This is a genomic window from Streptomyces xingningensis (assembly GCF_054957865.1).
This window is the reverse complement of sequence record NZ_JBDJPF010000007.1, coordinates 113,309-131,519: the sequence shown is the minus strand read 5'-3', so window position 1 is coordinate 131,519 and position 18,211 is coordinate 113,309. Positions and strand designations below refer to the sequence as shown.

The window sequence follows — 18,211 nt, the reverse complement described above, 5'->3', positions numbered from 1 at the left end:
TGTGGCGAAGTCCCCGGGCGCGCAGCGCTGCGGCAGCCGTATTCATGGCGACAGCGCTTGCCCTGTCAATGTCGGCGTGTGGTAGTGACGGCAAGGGCGACAAGCAGGAAAGCAGCCCCGCAGCCAAGCAGAGCACCATTGAGGAGTCGTTGCCGAGCAAGTCGGACGACAACAAGGTCGTCGCAACCCTCAAGGGTGCGGATGGCATCCTTCTCGAGATCACGTCTGTGACGCGTGACTCCGGAGGATTCGCTACGGTCAGCGGAAACCTTAAGAATACGGCAGGCAAGGACTTCACCGACACTCAGGCATGGACGGGGCAGGAGCTCGCTGTGAAACAGGGAGCCGGTGGAAGCTCGCTGGGTGGCGCCACCCTGGTGGACGCGGCCGACAAGAAGCGCTACTACATCCTGCGCGACACCGAGGGCCGCCCCTTGGCCAGCACTTCCCTGACCATCATCAAGGCCAACTCGGCGCAGAAGGTCTTTATGCAGTTTCCTGCGCCGCCCAAAAGCACCACTCAGGTGGACATCCAGATCCCCACCTTTCAGTCGGCCGTCCTGAAGCTGACAGATGCGTGATTCCCATGGTGAATACGCATAAGCAAGCAATGGGCCTGCTGCTGACGGCCGTGCTGACTTCCGCTCTCATCACGGCCGTTGTGCCCACCGCCAGGGCGGATGACGTCCCATCGGCCCCTTCGGTATTCAAGGGGACCATCGACCCCAAGTCCCCCGGACTCAAACTCACCCCGGGCCGGACACTCGCCCAGCCCAAGGTGCTCAACATCAAGAGTGTCGTGGGCGACGAGGGCGGCAAGGAACGCCGCGAGGACTCAAACTCCGACGTGAAGTTCCAACTCCAGGCCGAAGTCCTCTTCGACAAGGACAAATCCGACCTCACCGGCAGTGAGCGAGTCAAAAAGATCGCCCAAGAGATCAAGAAGCAAAACGCCCACCAGGTCAAGGTCTACGGCTACACCGACAACCTCGGCACCCACGACCACGGTATGGAACTCTCCAAGCAACGCGCCGATGCTGTACAGAAGGAACTCGCCAAGTCCCTTGGCCCGGACGTCAGCTATGAGATCCGCGGCTATGCCGAAGACAGCCCCGTGGCCTCCAACGACACCGAGGAGGGCCGCGCCAAGAACCGCCGCGTAGAGGTGACCTTTCCCCGCGCCGGCTGAACCGGCACCCGCCCGACGCGCAGCCAACGGCGCAGCCGACCGCACAGCCGCCCGCGCCACCCGCGGTCGCCCCGAAGTGGACCGACGCTCCTCCCAACCGGACATGATTCATGATCAGCGTCAACCTCGCCACCCCCCCAAGCTCGTTCGCCGAATGAGCCTGCGCATATGACGCAAGTCAGTGCAGGATGGGGCCGGACCGTTTGGCGATGTCCGGGAGGCCAGGTGAGATACGTCGGCAGCGCAAGAACCGGCCTTGCCATCGCGGGGGCACTCTGGCTGCTTACACCAGCCGGCTTACCGGCGGTCGCGGCCGAGGCCATCGCCCTCCCCGCGTACAAGACCGCCCCCGGCGCAAAGGTGGTGAACGGCGGAGGATCGGACAAGGAAGGCCCGCTGCTCCAGCTCGGCACCTACACGGATGCGATCGGCCCCGGCGAGAAGAAGTACTACACGGTCGAGCTCGACGCGGCATCCGACGCCTATCTCTCGGCAGTGGCCGCACCACCACCCGGCCAGACCCTCAAGTCGGAAGAGCTCAAGGTGACGCTCGCCCACCGCAACGGACGTGAATGCGATGTGGGCCGTGCCAAGTTCACCGATGGAGACAGCGCCCATCCACTCGCCGTATATGCCGTCCGCCGCCTCAAGTCGGGCATCACCACCTGCCGCCAGGCGGGCACCTACCGAGTTACCGTCGAGCGGACCCGGGAGTCGACGGACACGACCAGCGTGGCATTCCCGCTCGAGCTTAAATACATGTCCGAGCCGGGACTGAAGACCGACACCTCCGCCGCCTCCCTCTCGGAACCCGGCAGTTGGAGCTCAACGCCACCCACCCCACCATCCGGCCCGGCCAGAGCGATCTCCGGCGGCACCGGTTTCAATGACGCACCGGCCGTGGGCAGTGGAGTGTGGAAGGACGAGGCCCGGCCCGGGGAGACCCGCTTCTATCGCATTCCCGTCACCTGGGGCCAGCAGCTCTTTGTGACCACCGAGCTCCCCGAGGCCCTGGCACCCTCCGGATTCTATGTGGCCGATGGCATCCGCGTCGGCCTCAACAACCCGGCCCGGGGAACGGTGAAGGAAACCGTCGAGGAATACCAGGGCAAGACACAGACCATTGCCCTGGGCACCGCTCCGGTCGCCTATGACAACCGCCTGCGCGGCGCGGACGATCCGGCCGGTGCGATGCGCGTCGCCGGTTGGTACTACCTCCAGGTGGGTGTGCACCAAAAGATCGGCGAGGTCGCCAGCCACGCCGTGCCGGTGACCCTGCGTATCAGCGTCACCGGCCGGCCGAAGGCCGCCCCCGCATACAACGGCGATGTGGCCGCAGCCGGATTCGATGTGACCTCCAACCCCAATGCGGTCACCGATGAGAGCGAAGGGCTCAACACCCGCAGCATCATTGGCTATACGGGCATCGGTACGGGCAGCGCACTTCTCGTCTGGCTGGGAACGTGGTGGCTGGCCGCACGGCTTCGCCCCCATCGCGTGATCCATCGGATCAGCGAGCCTTGGTCAACTTCTCGATCTGAGCCGTGACCAAGGCCGCCGGAACCTCGGAAGGCTTCTCATCCATGAAATTCGGCGCATAGAACGTCGCCACCGTGGCCCCGGACCGCACGACTTGGAACACCAGGGGAACCGAATCGCCATCGACCTGACCCGTCACCTGATAGGCCAGCGAATCATCCCCGGCCTTGGCCGTCGGCAGTTCTTTGACCTCCGAGTACTTGGCCGGCCCGTCATCGCCACCCTGAGTGGTGAAGCCGCCCGCACAGCTCTTGAGCGCCGCCCGCAGACCGGCCAGCACCCTGGAAGCTTCCTGCGGCTTGTGCACGGTGAGGAACTCGGTGATGGCCTGCGAGTCTGCATCACCCTGCCCGGTGATCTGCCGGTAGACGGTCGCACTCGCCGCGGGCTCCGGGGCGCCGTTGACCAATGCGGCCAGCGGCTGGCAGGCGGCATCGCCGGCCTTCTCCTTCCCGGGCCCGGACTCCGCGCCGGGGAGCGGACCGATGCTGACGTCTTTGACATCACCCTGCGCAAGCGCGAGCTTCTCCAACTCGGCTTTGGACAGCGCCCGTCCGGGATCCGGCGCACCGGAGACCGGAGCGCTGGGCGAATGCGACGACGGCTTGGCCTCCTTCGCGTCCTTCGCGTCGTCCGATGATCCGCCACAGGCTGTGGTGAGACTCAGCGCCATCGCGGTCGCCGCGAGTGTGAAGCCTCGGACCGTTCGTGCCGAGCCGGATCGCCTGGAACCCAACGCCACCCTCTCCTGACGGGAATATACGGACCTCGGAGCTGCCAACGCGCAGATGCACACCCTGGGTTGCCCAGCCCGAGGCCACCGGTGAAATCCTGATATGGGGTGCAGCGCAGTTGTGTACCAGCACCGGAGCGCTGCCCGTTGGCACATAGTACGTGCGGATGCCCTGGACCGAGGGATCATGAGTGCGTCGGCGCCTCTTGAACAGGCGTCAGAGCAGATGGTCGGCCTTCCCGGCCTTGATGTCGAGGATGAGGGCACGAAGTGCCTCGCGGGTGTCGGTGAGGTAGTGGTCTTCGGCTCCGTTGATGGCGATGTAGGCGTTGCCGAGGTCGTCGGTACCTATGCGGAAGCAGGCACTCCCCTCGCCACAAATCGCTTCGTCCCAGGTGATGTTGGGCATGGTGATGTCTCCTCAGAGTCGTCGTGCGATGTCCTGAATGAAGACGCGGGACTCGTCCGGATCCAGTGCGAGTCGTTCCATCCAGTCCAACTGGGCACGGCACTTCGACAACTGTGCCTCACCGTGCAGGAAATCGGGCCCATGTGTGTGGTCCGTTTGTGCGGTATCCAGCTGAGGAACCTTGGCTTCGGCGTATACAAGGGTCTGCCCTGCTCCGGGGAAGGCTCCCTTCGTCACCGGTAGCACGCGCAAAGTGACATGGCTCAGCTCCGTCATATGCAAGAGGTGATTGAGCTGGGCGCGTGCTACGGAGGCTCCTCCGAACTGCATGCGGAGCGCGGCTTCATGGAGGATGCCGTAGTACTCCGTTGGCGCCTTACTGAGGAGGATGCTCTGACGCTCCATGCGGTGGACCAGGCGCAACTCCATTTCCTTCTCAGGTAGGGGCGGGACGACCGATTCGAAGATGGTCCGTGCGTGGTCGACGGTCTGAAGCAGACCGGGGATGTGGACAGTGTGTGCGGTGCGCAGCCGCGCCGCGGTGGATTCCATCTCGGCGATGTCCAACAGGCCGCCAGGTAGGGCACCTCGGTATCGCTCCCACCACCCTCGGGTGCCGGGCTTCGTCATCTCCGCGAGGGCATTGATGTACGCCTCGTCGTCACAGTCGCAGTGACAAGCCCAACTGCGGAGTCGATCCGGGCTGATGGACCGGATGCCACGCTCGATGTTGGAGATCTTGCTGCGGTCGACAGCCAGCAGTGCGGCTACGGCTTCGGCGCTGACACCCGCGGCCATGCGCATCTTGTGTAGCTCGGCGCCTACGCGCTTCTGGCGTTCTGTGGGGGATGTCCTCGGAGGCATGGCTTCCCTTCGTACATGCGATGGGCAGCAGTCTGCCGCTTGATCACGGATGGTTTCCCTCGATATGGCCAATCGGTCGACGTAAGTGGCCATTTGGCCACGCCGTTCGCTACCGTCGGTATCGCATCACTCACGCCCCGCGCGAGCGGCGAGTACGCCTGCAGCCTCCTGCCCTGGGAGAGGCGTGCCTGCGCCAGGGAGACGAGCCACCGCCGCCGTGCACACGTGCGCAAGTACCTCCAACACCCCACACCCCACCCGGAGCTGCCGTATGCCCGTCAGCCTCTGCCCCCTCGTTAACCCCCACGCCCACGAACCGGCCGAACGCCCCGTACACACCATCCGCACAGCCGACCCCACCGGCCTCGCCTACAGCTTCACCATCCCCGGCGAACCCCGCTCCGCCGCCCTGGCCCGCACCCACGTCCACACCGCCCTGCACGCCCACGCCCTCACGCCCATCGAAGACCCCGTACTCCAGATCGCCTGCGAACTCGTCGCCTGCGCCGCCCTCTTCGAACCCGGCCAGGACCTCTACCTCTCCCTCCACTGGCGCGACCACACCAACCGCACCACCCTCTGGGACCCCCACCCCTCCCACCGCCACGACCGCGCCGCGTATGTCATCTGCACCGCACGCCGAAAGCGCATGCTGATGCTCCTCGCCTGCGTCGTCCGCGAGTGCGACGGCACCTGGGGCATCGATCAAGCCGACACCGCCATCGAGGGCACCAGGATCTGGGCCAACCTCCCCTACACCGGAGCCCACTCCTACGTACACCGTCGCTATTGACCAGCGATGCGGGAGGTTGCGGAACGGAGTACCGGCGGAAGCCATACATTCCCCAACTCATCTCATCCCGCCCGGAGTCCGGCCAGCGCCGCCTTGATGGTGCGGATCATCAGACGCGGGCGGTAGAACACGTCATCCCTGCTGAAGCGAAGGAACTGGCGGACCTCGGGGCAGTTGCCGAGCTCATTGAAGCGCGCGATGTCCCGCTGATGGGAGCTCCTACTGCCATGCCAGGCAAACCCTTCGATTTCCACCGCCAACCCCTCCTCCCGGAACAGGAAGTCCAGCCGCCGGGTTCGCCCATTCGCCCCGGTGACCTCGACCTGGGACTCGGGGCGCAGTCCGGCGTCGTGCATCACCAGCCGCGCCTGGGACTCCGCCGGGGAACCGCACAACGGATCGGTCAGCGCCAGAAACGCCCGGGCCTCAACGCTCCCGGGACGACGGGGCCGGGCCCTCAGGGCAGACTCGACTTGCGCATGGTTCACAAGACGCCCGGCGAGCGCGGAGTCAGCCGCGATCACTGCCTCGTCCCGGGGGAGCGTGCGGAGCAGGTCGCAGACCGTGCGCACCGCCGCGGTGACCCGCACACCCGCGACAACGGTGACCTCGGCCTCGGCCAGCTGACCCCGATGGAGCACTGCATCGGCCCTTCGGCGACGGACGGGCATGAAGGGCGTGAACTCGACCGAACACTGGCGCATCATCGCGATGCCATGGGCCTCGGCCGCAGAGCTGTGGCTGGCGATCCAATCCGGATGCTGCAACTGGAACGCCCTGAGCCGTAAGGGGAGGTTGATCACACGGCCAGGCTCGGCCCAAGCCCCCTGGTGCAAGCGCACCCAGCCCCCACACCGCAATGTCCTGGCGACGTCCCTCCGGGCCAGGCCGCAGCCAATGGCCTGCAACGTCAGCAGGAACCCACCCTGCACCGCCGCGAGCCGGCGCAGTTCTCCAAGGTCGGATTTCACCCCTCCAGCACACCGCAAAACCCACCCCGTTGCTCGCCCCTGTGGACAACTTCCGACTTATCCACAGGGTTTGTGGGCTTGGGTATCGAGTATCTGCTGTAACTGGGTCGGCCATGGAGGGTTTTCGATACCGAACCCTGTGGTGGGCGCCGAGGAGCTCGCCTGGCCCGGGGCCGAGATGGGCTTGACTTGAACTGGTTCAGGTAGGTCCCAGGGGGACCACCGTCACCTGCACTCCGGGGAGCAGGGCCCATTTTGCCATGCTGCCTGCCGTGGCCTCCAGGATGTGGCGGCTGCGGAGGCGGGGGGCGCCGAGGCGGTCCGGGGGCATGGTGCGTATGGCCAGGACGGTCAAGTCGCGGGTGAGGTAGGCGACATCGATGGCGAAGCGCATGCGGAAGGTGTGGATGCTACCGGCCGGGGTGAGCAGGAGGGCGCCGTCGATGGTGTCGCGGCCCAGGAGGCCGCGGGTGCGGGCGCGGTATGAGGCGGCGATTTCGAGCGGGATCACGGTGGGGGTGTTTGGGGTGGTGGAGTCGGGGGCGGGGATGTGGAGTTGGGCGGGGCCGTTGTGCCATCGGGGCATGAGCGGGGCGGCCTTTCACTGGTGGCCGGTATGGGGCTTCGGTAAGGGGGTCAAGTTATCCACAGGGCTCGGCGGGGGCTGGCGGATGTACGTAACCTCGGCTTATGTACCCGGTGTTGATCGCTCTCGCCGTTCTCTATGGCGCCGTGGTCGGATGGCTGGTGCCGCGCGTCCGCTATCGGCTGTCCGTTGAGCCGGAGGAGGGGTGGCGGTCGGCGGGGCCGTGTGGGCATGCCGTGGTGGGGAGCGCCGGGGGCTGGGTCGGTGGGGGGCGGTGTGCGGTGTGTGGGGGAAGGTATGGGCCCGGGGCGCTGTGGTCGGTGGCGGTGATGGTGCTGGTGTGTGCGGGGTTGGCGGTGGCAGTGGGGGTGCGGCCGGAGTTGGGGGTGTGGCTGCTGGCGGCGCCGGTGGCGGTGGTACTGGCCGGGATCGACTGGTCGGTGCGGCGGTTGCCCGATGTGCTGACGGTGCCGTTGGGGGTGGCGATGGCGGGGCTGCTCGGGGTGGTGGCGCTGTTACCCGGGGCGGGCGGGTCCTGGCCGGGTGCGCTGCTCGGCGGGCTGGGGCTGGGGGGCTGGTATCTCCTGTTGTTTCTGATCCACCCGAGCGGAATGGGGTTCGGGGATGTGAAGCTGGCGGTGGGGCTGGGCTGTGCGCTGGGGTGGTATGGCTGGGCGGTAGTGATATTCGGGGGCTTTGCGGGGCTGCTCCTGGGGGCCCTGTATGGGGTGGGGCTGATGGTGATCCGGAGGGTGGGGCGGCGGGCGACGCTGGCGTTCGGTCCGTTCATGATCGTGGGTGCCTGGGCGGGGGTGGTGTTGGGCGGCTGGGCGGTGGCGTGAGGGCGTGCTGTTGGTGACGGGGAATGACAGGCAGTGATGGCGATGGTGCGGTTCGCGTCAAGTCGATGATGACTTTCCGCAACATTTTTGGACGCTTCTGCGGATGGTGTCCCGATGGTGCGCCATAGGGCTGCTTCTACAGCGTAGGTTCTGTGCTGCCTGGGCTTCGAGGCTTCCGGAGTGGTCGCGCGGGCCCCGACAACCAAGATCAATAAGGGTGTTGCACGTCAGCGCAGTAGGGGCTGTCACCCCTATTGATGCACAGAGCACACCCTCCGACCGGTTATGGTGGAAACCCCCCCTCGGGCCGGTCCGTATCCCCCCCACGGACCGGCCCGTTTTCTTTCGCTCTTGCTTTCCCCTCGCTGTCACTCTCGGTAGGGATCCCTTTGACCTCGGACGGTTGCGCCGGGTATCCGGTTCCGAGCCATCGGGAGGGAGCGGGAGGGATCGGCGAGCCGTAAGGAAATGGCGAAGAACGGTGAAGAACGGCGAAGAAACGGCTAGGAATCGCCGCGTTGCGCCCAGATGTTGACGCCCGCCGCGCTCACCGCGAACGAATCGATCTCGGCCAGCTCCTCCTTGTTCAGCTCCGGAGCGCCGAGCGCCGCCACATTCGCTTCCAGCTGGCCCACGCTGGACGCGCCGATCAGCGCCGAGGTCATCCGCTCGTCCCGCAGCACCCAGTTCAGGGCGAGCTGGGCGAGGGACTGGCCGCGTCGCCGGGCGATGTCGTTGAGGCCGCGCAGACGGCGTACGACCTCCTCGGTGAGCAGCCCCGGGTCCAGCGAGGTGCCCCGGGCGGCACGCGAGCCCGCCGGAATGCCCTGGAGGTATTTGTCGGTGAGCAGCCCCTGCGCCAGCGGCGCGAAGGAGATGCAGCCCATGCCCTCGTCCTCCAGGGTGTCGAGCAGGGCGTCATCCTCCGTCCAGCGGTTGATCATGGAGTAGGAGGGCTGGTGGATGAGGGCGGGTACGCCCATCTCGCGCAGCAGCCGGGCGGCTTCGCGGGTCTGCTCCGAGGTGTACGAGGAGATGCCCGCATACAGCGCCTTGCCCTGCTGGACGGCGGACGCCAGGGCACCCATCGTCTCCTCCAGCGGCGTATGCGGATCAAAGCGGTGTGAGTAGAAGATGTCGACGTAATCGACACCCATTCGGGCCAGCGAGGCATCGAGTGACGAAAGCAGGTACTTCCGCGAGCCCCACTCGCCGTACGGTCCGGGATGCATCAGATAGCCGGCCTTGGTGGAGAGCACCAGCTCATCGCGGTACGGCCGGAAATCCTGGGCCAGCAGCTTGCCGAAGTTCAGCTCTGCGGAGCCGGGTGGCGGGCCGTAGTTGTTGGCCAGATCGAAGTGGGTGACGCCCAGGTCGAAGGCGCGGCGCAGGATCGCCCGCTGCGACTCGAGGGTGCGGTCGTCCCCGAAGTTGTGCCACAGTCCAAGGGAGATGGCGGGCAGCTTGAGACCGCTGCGGCCCGTACGCCGGCACTCCATGGCGGCATAGCGAGTTTCGGTCGCGCGGTAGTGCGAGGGATCGTTCATGACCACTGAGTATCACGGTCCGGTGACAGGCCGAGTTGGGTTCTCGCGACACGCTGGCAGTAATGTGGCGCCCTCACGGGGCGATCGCACTGGCATGGAGGGGCTGGAAAAACGTGAAGCTGCGCGACCTGGTGTACAGGCTCTACGCACGCCGGGTGGAGGGCCGCCTCGACCACGCCCAGGTGCCCAAGCACATCGGGGTCATCCTCGACGGCAACCGCCGCTGGGCGCGTGCGGACGGTCGCACGCTCGAGCAGGGGCACCAGGCCGGCGCCGACAAGATCCATGAGCTGCTCGGCTGGTGCGCCGAGACGGACGTCGAGGTCGTCACCCTGTGGATGCTGTCCACGGACAACCTGGACCGGCCCGCCGACCAGCTGAACCCGCTGCTGGGCATCATCGAGAACACGGTCCGCGGGCTGGCCGTGGACGGGCGCTGGCGCGTGCATCATGTGGGCCAGCTCGATCTGCTGCCGGCCGAGACCCAGTCCGTGCTGAAGGAAGCCGAGCAGGACACGATCGGGGTCGACGGCATACTGGTCAATGTCGCGGTCGGCTACGGCGGCCGACAGGAGATCGCGGACGCGGTGCGGTCCCTGATCCTGGAGGCGGCCGACAACGGCACCTCCTTCGAGGACCTCGCCGAGTCGGTCGATGTCGAGCACATCACCAAGCACCTCTACACGCGCGGCCAGCCCGACCCGGATCTGATCATCCGCACCAGCGGCGAGCAGCGGCTGTCCGGTTTCATGCTCTGGCAGAGTGCGCATTCCGAGTACTACTTCTGCGAAGTCTTCTGGCCGGCTTTCCGGAAGGTCGACTTCCTGCGTGCGTTGCGTGATTATGCGGCGCGCCACCGGCGTTATGGGTACTGATGAACCGGCCGGTGAATCCCTGACAAAACCCGGTGGCATACGGGCTGTTACCGGTTAACCGCAGCATGTGTGCGGGGCGATTGCCGTCCTGTCGTGCTGGTTATGGTCGTTGTTGGGTCAAGCGTTCACCTGCTCGTCGCATATGCCGTTGCATGGTCAAGCGGTTCGGCGGGAATATCCCTTGCAGGCCGACGGCCGGTCCAACGACCGTCGCTCTGCCAGCGAACGGCATGGGGTCGTTCGCCCGGGAGGCCCTTTGCACACGGACGACGACCGTGCGGAGCAGGCGGCACGCGCTGCGGCCCGCACGGACGACGTGGGGGGTCGGCGACCGACCCCTCAAGGGGGCCTGGACCCGGTCCTTTCCCCGCGACACCGTCGCGTCCCATACCTCTCCCCGAGGGGGTTCGTGCACCCAATGGTGACCAGCAAGAAGCGCCGTGAGAACGACCGGCGCACGTTTGTCCTCGACACCAGCGTCCTGCTGGCAGACCCAGGCGCCATCTCCCGCTTCGAGGAGCATGAGGTCGTGCTCCCCGTGGTGGTGGTCACGGAGCTGGAAGCCAAAAGGCACCACCCGGAGTTGGGGTACTTCGCCCGGAAGGCGCTGCGCTCGCTGGATGAGTTCCGGGTGCAGTACGGCCGGCTCGACGCGCCGCTTCCCATCGGCGAGCTGGGCGGGTCGCTGCGGGTCGAGCTCAACCACTCGGACCCGGGCATACTGCCGGTCGGCTTCCGCCTCGGAGACAATGACTCGCGCATCCTCGCGGTCGCCCGCAACCTCCAGGCCGAGGGCTATGACGTCACCGTGGTCTCCAAGGACCTTCCGCTGCGCATCAAGGCGTCGTCGGTGGGGCTGCTGGCCGAGGAGTACCGCGCCGAGCTGGCGATCACCGACTCCGGGTGGACGGGCATGGCGGAACTCGCCATCACCGCCGAGCAGGTGGACGAACTCTTCGCCGACGAGCGCGTGTACGTACCGGAGGCGGCCGAACTGCCCGTGCACACCGGGCTGGTGCTCCAGTCCGAGCGCGGCAAGGCGCTGGGCCGGGTGACGGCGGACGGTTCGGTGCGGCTGGTGCGCGGCGACCGGGAGGCGTTCGGCATCCATGGGCGCAGTGCCGAGCAGCGGGTCGCGCTCGATCTGCTGCTGGACCCGGAGATCGGGATCGTCTCGCTGGGCGGCCGGGCCGGTACGGGCAAGTCGGCGCTGGCGCTGTGCGCCGGGCTCGAGGCGGTGCTGGAACGGCGGCAGCACCGGAAGGTGATGGTGTTCCGGCCGCTGTATGCCGTGGGCGGGCAGGAGTTGGGGTATCTGCCGGGCACCGAGGCGGAGAAGATGAGCCCTTGGGCCCAGGCGGTCTTCGACACCCTGTCGGCGGTGACGACCGCCGAGGTGATCGAGGAGGTGGTGGGGCGGGGCATGCTGGAGGTGCTGCCGCTCACCCACATTCGCGGCCGGTCGCTGCATGACGCCTTTGTGATCGTCGATGAGGCGCAGTCGCTGGAACGCAATGTGCTTCTGACCGTTCTGTCGCGCATTGGGGCCAACTCCCGGGTGGTGCTCACCCATGATGTGGCGCAGCGCGACAACCTCCGGGTCGGTCGCTACGACGGAGTGGTCGCGGTGGTGGAGAAGTTGAAGGGTCACCCGCTCTTCTCGCATGTCACGCTCACCCGCTCGGAGCGGTCGCCGATCGCCGCGCTGGTGACCGAGATGCTGGAGGACGGCCGTATCTGAGGCCGCTCTGGGGGTAGTTGGGCACAGTGCGCGGCAAAGCGAAGGAGCTTAGCCGCGCACTGTGGCGTTCCGCCCGGGTTTCCGGAAATCCTGTTGACTAAACGGGATGTGAGCTTTCCCACGCAACGGGGAATTGCCTCGGAGCCTGCCGTTCGGGCAGAGTCTGGGTCCTGTCAGGCCCCGCATACGGCACTTGCCCCTCCGGGGGCGTGCGGCACCCCAACTGAACAGCGCCGCCGTATGCCGCCCGAGCACCGTGCGGAAGTCCTTCGCTGAAGTGCGTACCGGGCCAGTGCCTCCAGTGACCGGCCGGTCCCGTTTTTCGCGGGCCCGGGCCAGCGGAGGCCAGCGCCAGGGGCACGATTGCGCCCACGAGGTCACCGCTGCGGGCGACGCTGGAAGGAAACCGTGTGAGCCGGATCTCGGTCCGGGGGTTCGCCGTGGCATCCGCCACCGCGGTCACCACCGTAGGCGCCGTCGTAGGTGTTGCCTCGGGCAGCGAGCAGAACCAGACCGGCCAGGTCGAGGCCACCGCCGCCGACACCACGCTCCTTGAGCAAATCCCCGCCGGACAGAGTGCCCAGGTGCAGGCGGCTTCGCTGACCCAGCAGGCGGACACTCAGGTCAGCGTGGCTCAGACGACGGCCAAGCGGGACGCCGAGCAGGCCGCGCGCAAGCAGGCCGCCAAGGACGCCTCCGCCAAGAAGGAGGCCGCGGACGCCGCGAAGGAGAAGGAGGCCGAGGAGAAGGCCGCCAAGGAGCGCGAGAAGAAGGACAAGGAAGAGGCCGTCAGCCGCTCCGCGCGCGCCGACTCCGACTTCCCGGCCAAGGGCTCCTACTCGGTCGCCGAGGTCCAGGCGATCGCCCGGCAGATCGTCCCCGCCGACCAGTACCAGTGCTTCAGCAACATAGTGAACAACGAGAGCACCTGGGACTACACCGCCACCAATGCGTCCTCCGGCGCCTATGGACTGGTCCAGGCGCTTCCGGGCTCCAAGATGGAGTCGGCGGGCTCCGACTGGCGGACCAACCCGGCCACCCAGATCAAGTGGGGCCTCAGCTATATGAACGAGCGGTACAGCAGCCCCTGTGGGGCGTGGTCGTTCTGGCAGGCCAACAACTGGTACTAGACGCGTCGATGTCTTCGCAAAGCCCCCGCCCACCTCTGGTGGCCGGGGGCTTTGTCGATCTTCTGGGACGAAACCTTTCGCCCTTGACCGGCCGGGTCCAGGTACCGTCGTGGGGGATGACTCGGGGGCCGGTGTCTGAGTGCGGCTTCGTTGCGTGCGGGGGTTGAGGAAGAGAAATGTCCAAATTGCCACAATGGCTCGGTGGCTTGGGTGCGGGGCTGACCCGGCTCGGCCGACGGCTGGAGGAACGCCAGGCGGGCGCGCCCGCCTCGGCGGACGTCCCCGAGCCGGTGAGCGTGCCCGTGCTCGCGGGCACCACGGCAGCGGCGGCCGAGCCCCCCGTCGCGGCCGTGCCCGAGCAGGCCGTGCCCGAGCAGACGGCGGCCGAGCCCGGGCCCGGCGGTGGCCTCCCGGAGCAGGCTGCGTCCGAACAGGCCACCGCCGGGCCGGGGCAGCCGTCCGCGCGGCCGGAGCCGGCCACCGTGGTCCCCTGGGGCATGCGGGTCGCGGCCGAGGTGGGCTGGCGGCTGCTGATCCTGGCCGGGGTGCTGTGGGTGCTGATGCGGGTGATCAGCGCCGTGCAGCTGGTGGTGCTCTCCTTTGTCGCGGGCCTGCTGATCACGGCACTGCTTCAGCCCACCGTTGCCATGCTCAAGCGCAAGGGGGTGCCCCGGGGGCTGGCCACGGCAATGACCTTTGTCGCCGGCTTCGTGGTCATGGGGTTGGTCGGCTGGTTTGTGGTGTGGCAGGTGATGGACAACGCCGAGCACCTTTCCCACCAGGTACAGAAGGGCCTCGCCAATCTCAAGGACTGGCTGCGCACCAGCCCGTTCCATGTCACTCAGGAACAGATCGACAAGATCGCGGACAACCTCAGCAAGGCCATCGGCTCCAATACCCAGGAGATCACCTCGGCCGGCATAGAGGGCGTACAGGTCATCATCGAGTCGCTGACCGGCATCCTGCTCGCGATGTTCACCACCCTCTTCCTGCTCTATGACGGCCCCAAGATCTGGAGTTGGCTGCTGAGGCTGGTGCCGAGCGAGGCGCGGGAGGGCGTGGCGGGCGCGGGCCCGCGCGCCTGGGCGACGCTGACCGCCTATGTGCGCGGCACGGTGATAGTGGCCATGATCGACGCGATCTGCATCGGCGTAGGGCTGTACTTCCTCGATGTGCCGATGGCCGTGCCGCTGGCCGTCTTCATCTTCCTCTTCGCCTTTATCCCGCTGGTCGGAGCCGTGGTCTCCGGGGCACTGGCGGTGGTGGTGGCGCTGGTGACCGAGGGCGTGTTCACCGCGACGATGGCACTGGTGGTGGTGCTCGCGGTGCAGCAGATCGAGGGCCATGTGCTGCAGCCGTTCATCCTCGGCCGCGCGGTGCGGGTCCACCCGCTGGCGGTGGTGCTCGGGGTGGCGGCCGGCGGGATGGTCGCGGGCATCGGCGGCGCGGTGGCGGCGGTGCCGCTGGTGGCGGTCACCAATACGGTGGTCGGCTATCTACGGGCGTATGCCAAGGGCGAGCAGCCCAGTTGAGACGCGCGACGGCCCGCCGACCGGATGGTCGGCGGGCCGTCGCGTACGTGTTGGCGTCGGGCGCATGCCTCAGTCGTTCAGCGCGGCCTCGGCGTCGAGGGTGGCACCGACGGCCTGGAGCACCGCGGCGATCTTGAACGCCTCCTGGATCGTCTCCCGGCTCACCCCGGCCTTGCGGAGCACCTGCTCATGCGAGTCCAGGCACATGCCGCAGCCGTTGATGGCGGAGACGGCCAGCGACCACAGCTCGAAGTCGACCTTCTCCACGCCCGGGTTGCCGATGACGTTCATCCGCAGGCCCGCGCGCAGGTTGCCGTACTCCGGGTCCGACAGCAGATGCCGGGTGCGGTAGTAGACGTTGTTCATCGCCATGATGGCGGCGGCGGACTTGGCGGCGGTGTACGCCTCCGGGGAGAGGCTGGTCTTCGCCTCGGGCTCCAGCGCGCGCAGCACGATCGGCGAACGGGTCGCGATGGCGCAGGCGAGGACGGTGCCCCACAGCTGCTGCTGCGGGAGATCGGAATTGCCGATCACCGAACCGAGGTTGAGCTTGAGGTCCTTGGCGTAGTCCGGTATCGCGGACTTCAGGTCGTCGAGAGCCATGTGGGATCAGCTCACTCGCCCGAGAGGAGGGCGACCGGGTCCAGGGTGGACTCGCCCTTGTTCCAGTTGCAGGGGCACAGCTCGTCGGTCTGCAGGGCGTCGAGGACCCGCAGGACCTCCTTGGGGTTACGGCCCACGGAACCGGCGGTCACCATGACGAACTGGATCTCGTTGTTGGGGTCCACGATGAAGACGGCGCGCTGGGCGTAGCCGTCCTCGCCCTCGACACCACAGGCCTGCATCAGTTCGTGCTTGGCGTCGGCCAGCATCGGGAAGGGCAGGTCACGCAGGTCGGCGTGGTCCTTGCGCCAGGCGTGGTGGACGAACTCCGAGTCGCCGGAGACGCCGAGGATCTGGGCGTCGCGGTCGGCGAACTCGTCGTTCAGCTTGCCGAACGCGGCGATCTCGGTCGGACAGACGAAGGTGAAGTCCTTGGGCCAGAAGAAGACGACTGACCAACCGTTCTTCTGGTCCTCCGAGCTGTACTCCTTGATCTCCAGCTTGTCATCGGACGGGCCTTCCACGCCCATGAGCTTCCAAGCGGGGAACTGGTCGCCGATAGTGAGCATCGGGGGGTGCCTCCAAGACTGAGGGGATTGGATGACCCTCACCGTGCCACACATCCATTGATCCAGAGAAATCAGTGATCAAGGTGATGGTGATAGGAATTTCCTATCAAATGACGAAGCCCCTACCCGCGTGGGCGCAGGTAGGGGCTTTCGTGGCTTATCACCTCCCATCGTCGGGCGTTTGCCGAATCGGGGGACGGTTCTCGTAACCGGGCTTGCGGGTTCCGCAGGTGCGGGTGCGCTTGAGGCTGATCATGCGCTCACCCCCATGCGGCGGGCGTGCTGCGTGAAGTGGTCGTTGGGGTACCGGTACGGGGGTACTCAACGCCGATTTCGGCGAACGCGGCGGCGTACCAGCGGTCACGCCGTTGCAGAGTGAGCCCTTGCACCTCTTCGGCGTGGAAGATGGCGCGCGCTTGGGCACTGCTCGGGCCGCTCCACCCCTTCTCCCACGGGGAGATCGGGACGGGAGCGACAGCGGCGGGGATGGTCGGCGCCGTGCTGGCAGCTGCTTGGCAGCAGCAACCGGAGGGCCCAGTTGAAGGCGCGGACGCCTTGACGTCAACTTACGTAAAAGCTTGTAAAGGCACGTCTGAGAACATGGCTTGACGTGGCTCTATGTGCGTTGCTGTCGAGCTGACGCTAATGTCGTCGGATGCAGTACGGGCCAGATGCGCGAATCATTCGGGATGCCCCCGAGCCGCCTTTTCAGCAGCTGGCGGGCATTCTCCGTGCACGCACCCAGCGTGGGGACTGGAAGCCGCGTCGGCCGATCTCGTCCGAGACTCGGCTGTGCGAAGAGTACGAGCTGTCACGTCCGACGGTCCGCCGGGCGATTGCCGCCCTGGTAGCCGATGGCGTGCTGTTCGTCGTCCCGCAACGTGGTACGTACGTCGTGGAGTTGGATGATCCCGCTGAGAACGGTCAAACAGGGGCAAAGTAGGGCCTGATGATTGCCGGGTGAGAACTCCCGTGCTGCGCGTAAATAGCGGAGACCCCGCCCACGTGCCTTGGGGGGAAGCGCGTGAGCGGGGCATAATTTGCCCGGGGAGAGCGGCAGTTCCGTCAAGGGTTGATCGTGAAGGAGACGCCGCAGTTTCCGCATTCGCAGTACGCTGAACCGTCTTCCTGCGGATACACGGTGACTTTGTCGCTTCCGCAGCCTGGGCACTGCATGGCTACTCCTAACGCGTGGTCACTGGAAGATCGTATGCGCGGCCTGGCAATTCGGTTCCTCGCACATGACAAGCACACCAAGAGTGCCCTGGTCATGAACTGAGACCCGCGCGGTGTCACACACCCTGCACCTGAGCTTTCCTTGTGACCCCAGGTGCGCCCTGGCCCTGGCGTCGGTCCGCTTCGTGATTTCGAGCTTTGCCATTTCTGCTCCCGCTGTCATCTGGGCCCGTGCCTGATGATGCATGGTCCCGCATCGGGCACCTGCTTGTACTCCCTTCCGAAGAGCCATCGGGGGTGGCCCCGTCCGGCCGCTGGACCTCACATCTGACGACCGGACGGGCGTTCGTAACACGGGGTCCCTCCCCGCGCCGTAGTGCGATGGCGCAACCCGCCCGGCCGCCGACCGTCACGTAGAGGCGACCGGGCGGGGGCCTGGTGCCTGCCCCTCAACTGGGGTGTGTGACGTCCTGTCAGTGAAGGGGCAGGAGTCTAGAGACTGGCCTAGCTGCTGACAGCCAGCCAAACCACGAAGCCGCACAAGGCCAGGAGTCCGCTGACGACCAGAATGCCGATACTTCTTGGCCAATCCACCTGTAGGGATATGCGGAGGTCTATTTGGCGTTGTTGGGTCACTGCGGCGGCTCACCGTGAGCGCGCTCAGAGTGCGCCGAGAGCGCGTCGGCGAACTTCCGTCCTGCTTCGTCGTCCCCACGCGCACTCGCGTTGTCCCGAGCTCTGATCAGACCGACGCATGTACGGCACGCCACCATGCGAACGGACCCGCGAGCGGACGTGTGCGGCGCGGAGACAACCGGCGGCAAGGGGGGCAGTTGGACGATGGGCCGGGGGCCGATCACGCGCACCCCCCGGGCAGCACGGCCAGCGACCGAGCCTGTGTTGCGCACTCCGTACCTCGGCTCTCAACGCGCCGTGCGCACCCGCAGGGCGGGAAGGAGCTGCCCACCTCTGATCCCCCTTGGTCTCCTTGATCACCGCCACATGCGTGATCGGCCCCCAGGTGTGCCCATTGTCTCGCGACACCCGCATCGTCATCTTCCCTGGCGCCCGTACGCCGTTGCTCTGTCTTGTCATCTGTTCGAGCCTCCGTG

18 protein-coding genes are annotated in these 18,211 nt (G+C 66.7%); 10 read left to right on the top strand and 8 right to left on the bottom strand.

Annotated elements, in window-relative coordinates; translation table 11 throughout:
- The first annotated feature begins 44 nt into the window (after positions 1-44).
- The 3 genes from ABCR83_RS06260 (at position 45) to ABCR83_RS06250 (ending at position 2,737) form a co-directional block, all read left to right on the top strand.
- Positions 45-581: a hypothetical protein gene (locus ABCR83_RS06260; RefSeq protein WP_462693790.1), complete on the top strand. Its 537-nt coding sequence runs from the start codon at positions 45-47 to the stop codon at positions 579-581.
- 5 nt (positions 582-586) lie between these two features.
- Entirely contained in the window at positions 587-1,189 is a 603-nt protein-coding gene (locus ABCR83_RS06255; RefSeq protein ID WP_462693789.1) for an OmpA family protein, read from the top strand.
- Positions 1,190-1,414: 225 nt separating this feature from the next.
- Positions 1,415-2,737 (top strand): hypothetical protein, encoded by a 1,323-nt coding sequence (locus ABCR83_RS06250; RefSeq protein WP_462693788.1) that lies wholly within the window; start codon positions 1,415-1,417, stop codon positions 2,735-2,737.
- Here the strand turns inward: ABCR83_RS06250 and ABCR83_RS06245 are convergent.
- The 3 genes from ABCR83_RS06245 to ABCR83_RS06235 form a co-directional block, all read right to left on the bottom strand.
- Positions 2,700-3,401, bottom strand: a complete 702-nt coding sequence (locus ABCR83_RS06245; protein WP_462693787.1) for a hypothetical protein — start codon at positions 3,399-3,401, stop codon at positions 2,700-2,702. The genes ABCR83_RS06250 and ABCR83_RS06245 overlap by 38 nt on opposite strands.
- 277 nt (positions 3,402-3,678) lie before the next feature.
- Complete coding sequence (locus ABCR83_RS06240) at positions 3,679-3,870, bottom strand: hypothetical protein (protein WP_462693786.1); 192 nt, start codon at positions 3,868-3,870, stop codon at positions 3,679-3,681.
- A 12-nt stretch (positions 3,871-3,882) separates the two neighbouring features.
- Entirely contained in the window at positions 3,883-4,734 is an 852-nt protein-coding gene (locus tag ABCR83_RS06235) for a DUF5753 domain-containing protein (protein WP_462693785.1), read from the bottom strand.
- Positions 4,735-5,005: 271 nt separating this feature from the next.
- On the opposite strand from ABCR83_RS06235, the gene ABCR83_RS06230 reads away from it, so the two are divergent.
- Entirely contained in the window at positions 5,006-5,527 is a 522-nt protein-coding gene (locus ABCR83_RS06230) for an ATP-binding protein (RefSeq protein WP_462693784.1), read from the top strand.
- Positions 5,528-5,589: 62 nt separating this feature from the next.
- Here ABCR83_RS06230 and ABCR83_RS06225 read toward each other — a convergent pair whose 3' ends face one another.
- Positions 5,590-6,330 (bottom strand): hypothetical protein, encoded by a 741-nt coding sequence (locus ABCR83_RS06225; RefSeq protein ID WP_462693783.1) that lies wholly within the window; start codon positions 6,328-6,330, stop codon positions 5,590-5,592.
- A gap of 367 nt (positions 6,331-6,697) precedes the next feature.
- Positions 6,698-7,084 carry a DUF192 domain-containing protein gene (locus ABCR83_RS06220; protein WP_462693782.1) on the bottom strand — a complete coding sequence of 129 codons (387 nt, stop codon included), beginning with the start codon at positions 7,082-7,084 and terminating at the stop codon, positions 6,698-6,700.
- Between the two features lie 104 nt (positions 7,085-7,188).
- On the opposite strand from ABCR83_RS06220, the gene ABCR83_RS06215 reads away from it, so the two are divergent.
- The gene (locus ABCR83_RS06215) at positions 7,189-7,926 is read left to right on the top strand and encodes a prepilin peptidase (RefSeq protein ID WP_462693781.1); all 738 of its coding nucleotides are present in this window, start codon (positions 7,189-7,191) and stop codon (positions 7,924-7,926) included.
- A gap of 503 nt (positions 7,927-8,429) precedes the next feature.
- Here ABCR83_RS06215 and mgrA read toward each other — a convergent pair.
- Complete coding sequence (mgrA, locus tag ABCR83_RS06210; protein ID WP_462693780.1) at positions 8,430-9,473, bottom strand: L-glyceraldehyde 3-phosphate reductase; 1,044 nt, start codon at positions 9,471-9,473, stop codon at positions 8,430-8,432.
- Between the two features lie 113 nt (positions 9,474-9,586).
- Here mgrA and ABCR83_RS06205 point away from each other — a divergent pair, with 113 nt between their 5' ends.
- The 4 genes from ABCR83_RS06205 (at position 9,587) to ABCR83_RS06190 (ending at position 14,751) form a co-directional block, all read left to right on the top strand.
- Positions 9,587-10,348: an isoprenyl transferase gene (locus ABCR83_RS06205; RefSeq protein ID WP_462693779.1), complete on the top strand. Its 762-nt coding sequence runs from the start codon at positions 9,587-9,589 to the stop codon at positions 10,346-10,348.
- A 418-nt stretch (positions 10,349-10,766) separates the two neighbouring features.
- Entirely contained in the window at positions 10,767-12,089 is a 1,323-nt protein-coding gene (locus ABCR83_RS06200; protein WP_462693778.1) for a PhoH family protein, read from the top strand.
- A gap of 410 nt (positions 12,090-12,499) precedes the next feature.
- Positions 12,500-13,219 carry an aggregation-promoting factor C-terminal-like domain-containing protein gene (locus tag ABCR83_RS06195; RefSeq protein ID WP_462693777.1) on the top strand — a complete coding sequence of 240 codons (720 nt, stop codon included), beginning with the start codon at positions 12,500-12,502 and terminating at the stop codon, positions 13,217-13,219.
- A gap of 176 nt (positions 13,220-13,395) precedes the next feature.
- Positions 13,396-14,751 (top strand): AI-2E family transporter, encoded by a 1,356-nt coding sequence (locus ABCR83_RS06190; RefSeq protein WP_462693776.1) that lies wholly within the window; start codon positions 13,396-13,398, stop codon positions 14,749-14,751.
- Between the two features lie 69 nt (positions 14,752-14,820).
- Here ABCR83_RS06190 and ABCR83_RS06185 read toward each other — a convergent pair whose 3' ends face one another.
- Both ABCR83_RS06185 and ABCR83_RS06180 read right to left on the bottom strand, forming a co-directional pair.
- On the bottom strand, positions 14,821-15,354 hold the full coding sequence (locus ABCR83_RS06185; RefSeq protein WP_462693775.1) for an alkyl hydroperoxide reductase: 534 nt from the start codon (positions 15,352-15,354) through the stop codon (positions 14,821-14,823).
- 11 nt (positions 15,355-15,365) lie between these two features.
- Entirely contained in the window at positions 15,366-15,923 is a 558-nt protein-coding gene (locus ABCR83_RS06180; RefSeq protein ID WP_462693774.1) for a peroxiredoxin, read from the bottom strand.
- Positions 15,924-16,578: 655 nt separating this feature from the next.
- On the opposite strand from ABCR83_RS06180, the gene ABCR83_RS06175 reads away from it, so the two are divergent.
- Complete coding sequence (locus ABCR83_RS06175; protein ID WP_462693773.1) at positions 16,579-16,866, top strand: winged helix-turn-helix domain-containing protein; 288 nt, start codon at positions 16,579-16,581, stop codon at positions 16,864-16,866.
- Positions 16,867-18,211: the final 1,345 nt, after the last annotated feature.

Coding starts and splice junctions, on each gene's coding strand:
- mgrA (WP_462693780.1), bottom strand. CDS start 9,473: ATGAACGATCCCTCGCACTACCGCGCGACCGAAACTCGCTATGCCGCC.
- ABCR83_RS06255 (WP_462693789.1), top strand. CDS start 587: ATGGTGAATACGCATAAGCAAGCAATGGGCCTGCTGCTGACGGCCGTG.
- ABCR83_RS06185 (WP_462693775.1), bottom strand. CDS start 15,354: ATGGCTCTCGACGACCTGAAGTCCGCGATACCGGACTACGCCAAGGAC.
- ABCR83_RS06260 (WP_462693790.1), top strand. CDS start 45: ATGGCGACAGCGCTTGCCCTGTCAATGTCGGCGTGTGGTAGTGACGGC.
- ABCR83_RS06235 (WP_462693785.1), bottom strand. CDS start 4,734: ATGCCTCCGAGGACATCCCCCACAGAACGCCAGAAGCGCGTAGGCGCC.
- ABCR83_RS06245 (WP_462693787.1), bottom strand. CDS start 3,401: ATGGCGCTGAGTCTCACCACAGCCTGTGGCGGATCATCGGACGACGCG.
- ABCR83_RS06190 (WP_462693776.1), top strand. CDS start 13,396: ATGTCCAAATTGCCACAATGGCTCGGTGGCTTGGGTGCGGGGCTGACC.
- ABCR83_RS06200 (WP_462693778.1), top strand. CDS start 10,767: ATGGTGACCAGCAAGAAGCGCCGTGAGAACGACCGGCGCACGTTTGTC.
- ABCR83_RS06230 (WP_462693784.1), top strand. CDS start 5,006: ATGCCCGTCAGCCTCTGCCCCCTCGTTAACCCCCACGCCCACGAACCG.
- ABCR83_RS06240 (WP_462693786.1), bottom strand. CDS start 3,870: ATGCCCAACATCACCTGGGACGAAGCGATTTGTGGCGAGGGGAGTGCC.
- ABCR83_RS06175 (WP_462693773.1), top strand. CDS start 16,579: ATGCAGTACGGGCCAGATGCGCGAATCATTCGGGATGCCCCCGAGCCG.
- ABCR83_RS06220 (WP_462693782.1), bottom strand. CDS start 7,084: ATGCCCCGATGGCACAACGGCCCCGCCCAACTCCACATCCCCGCCCCC.
- ABCR83_RS06180 (WP_462693774.1), bottom strand. CDS start 15,923: ATGCTCACTATCGGCGACCAGTTCCCCGCTTGGAAGCTCATGGGCGTG.
- ABCR83_RS06215 (WP_462693781.1), top strand. CDS start 7,189: ATGTACCCGGTGTTGATCGCTCTCGCCGTTCTCTATGGCGCCGTGGTC.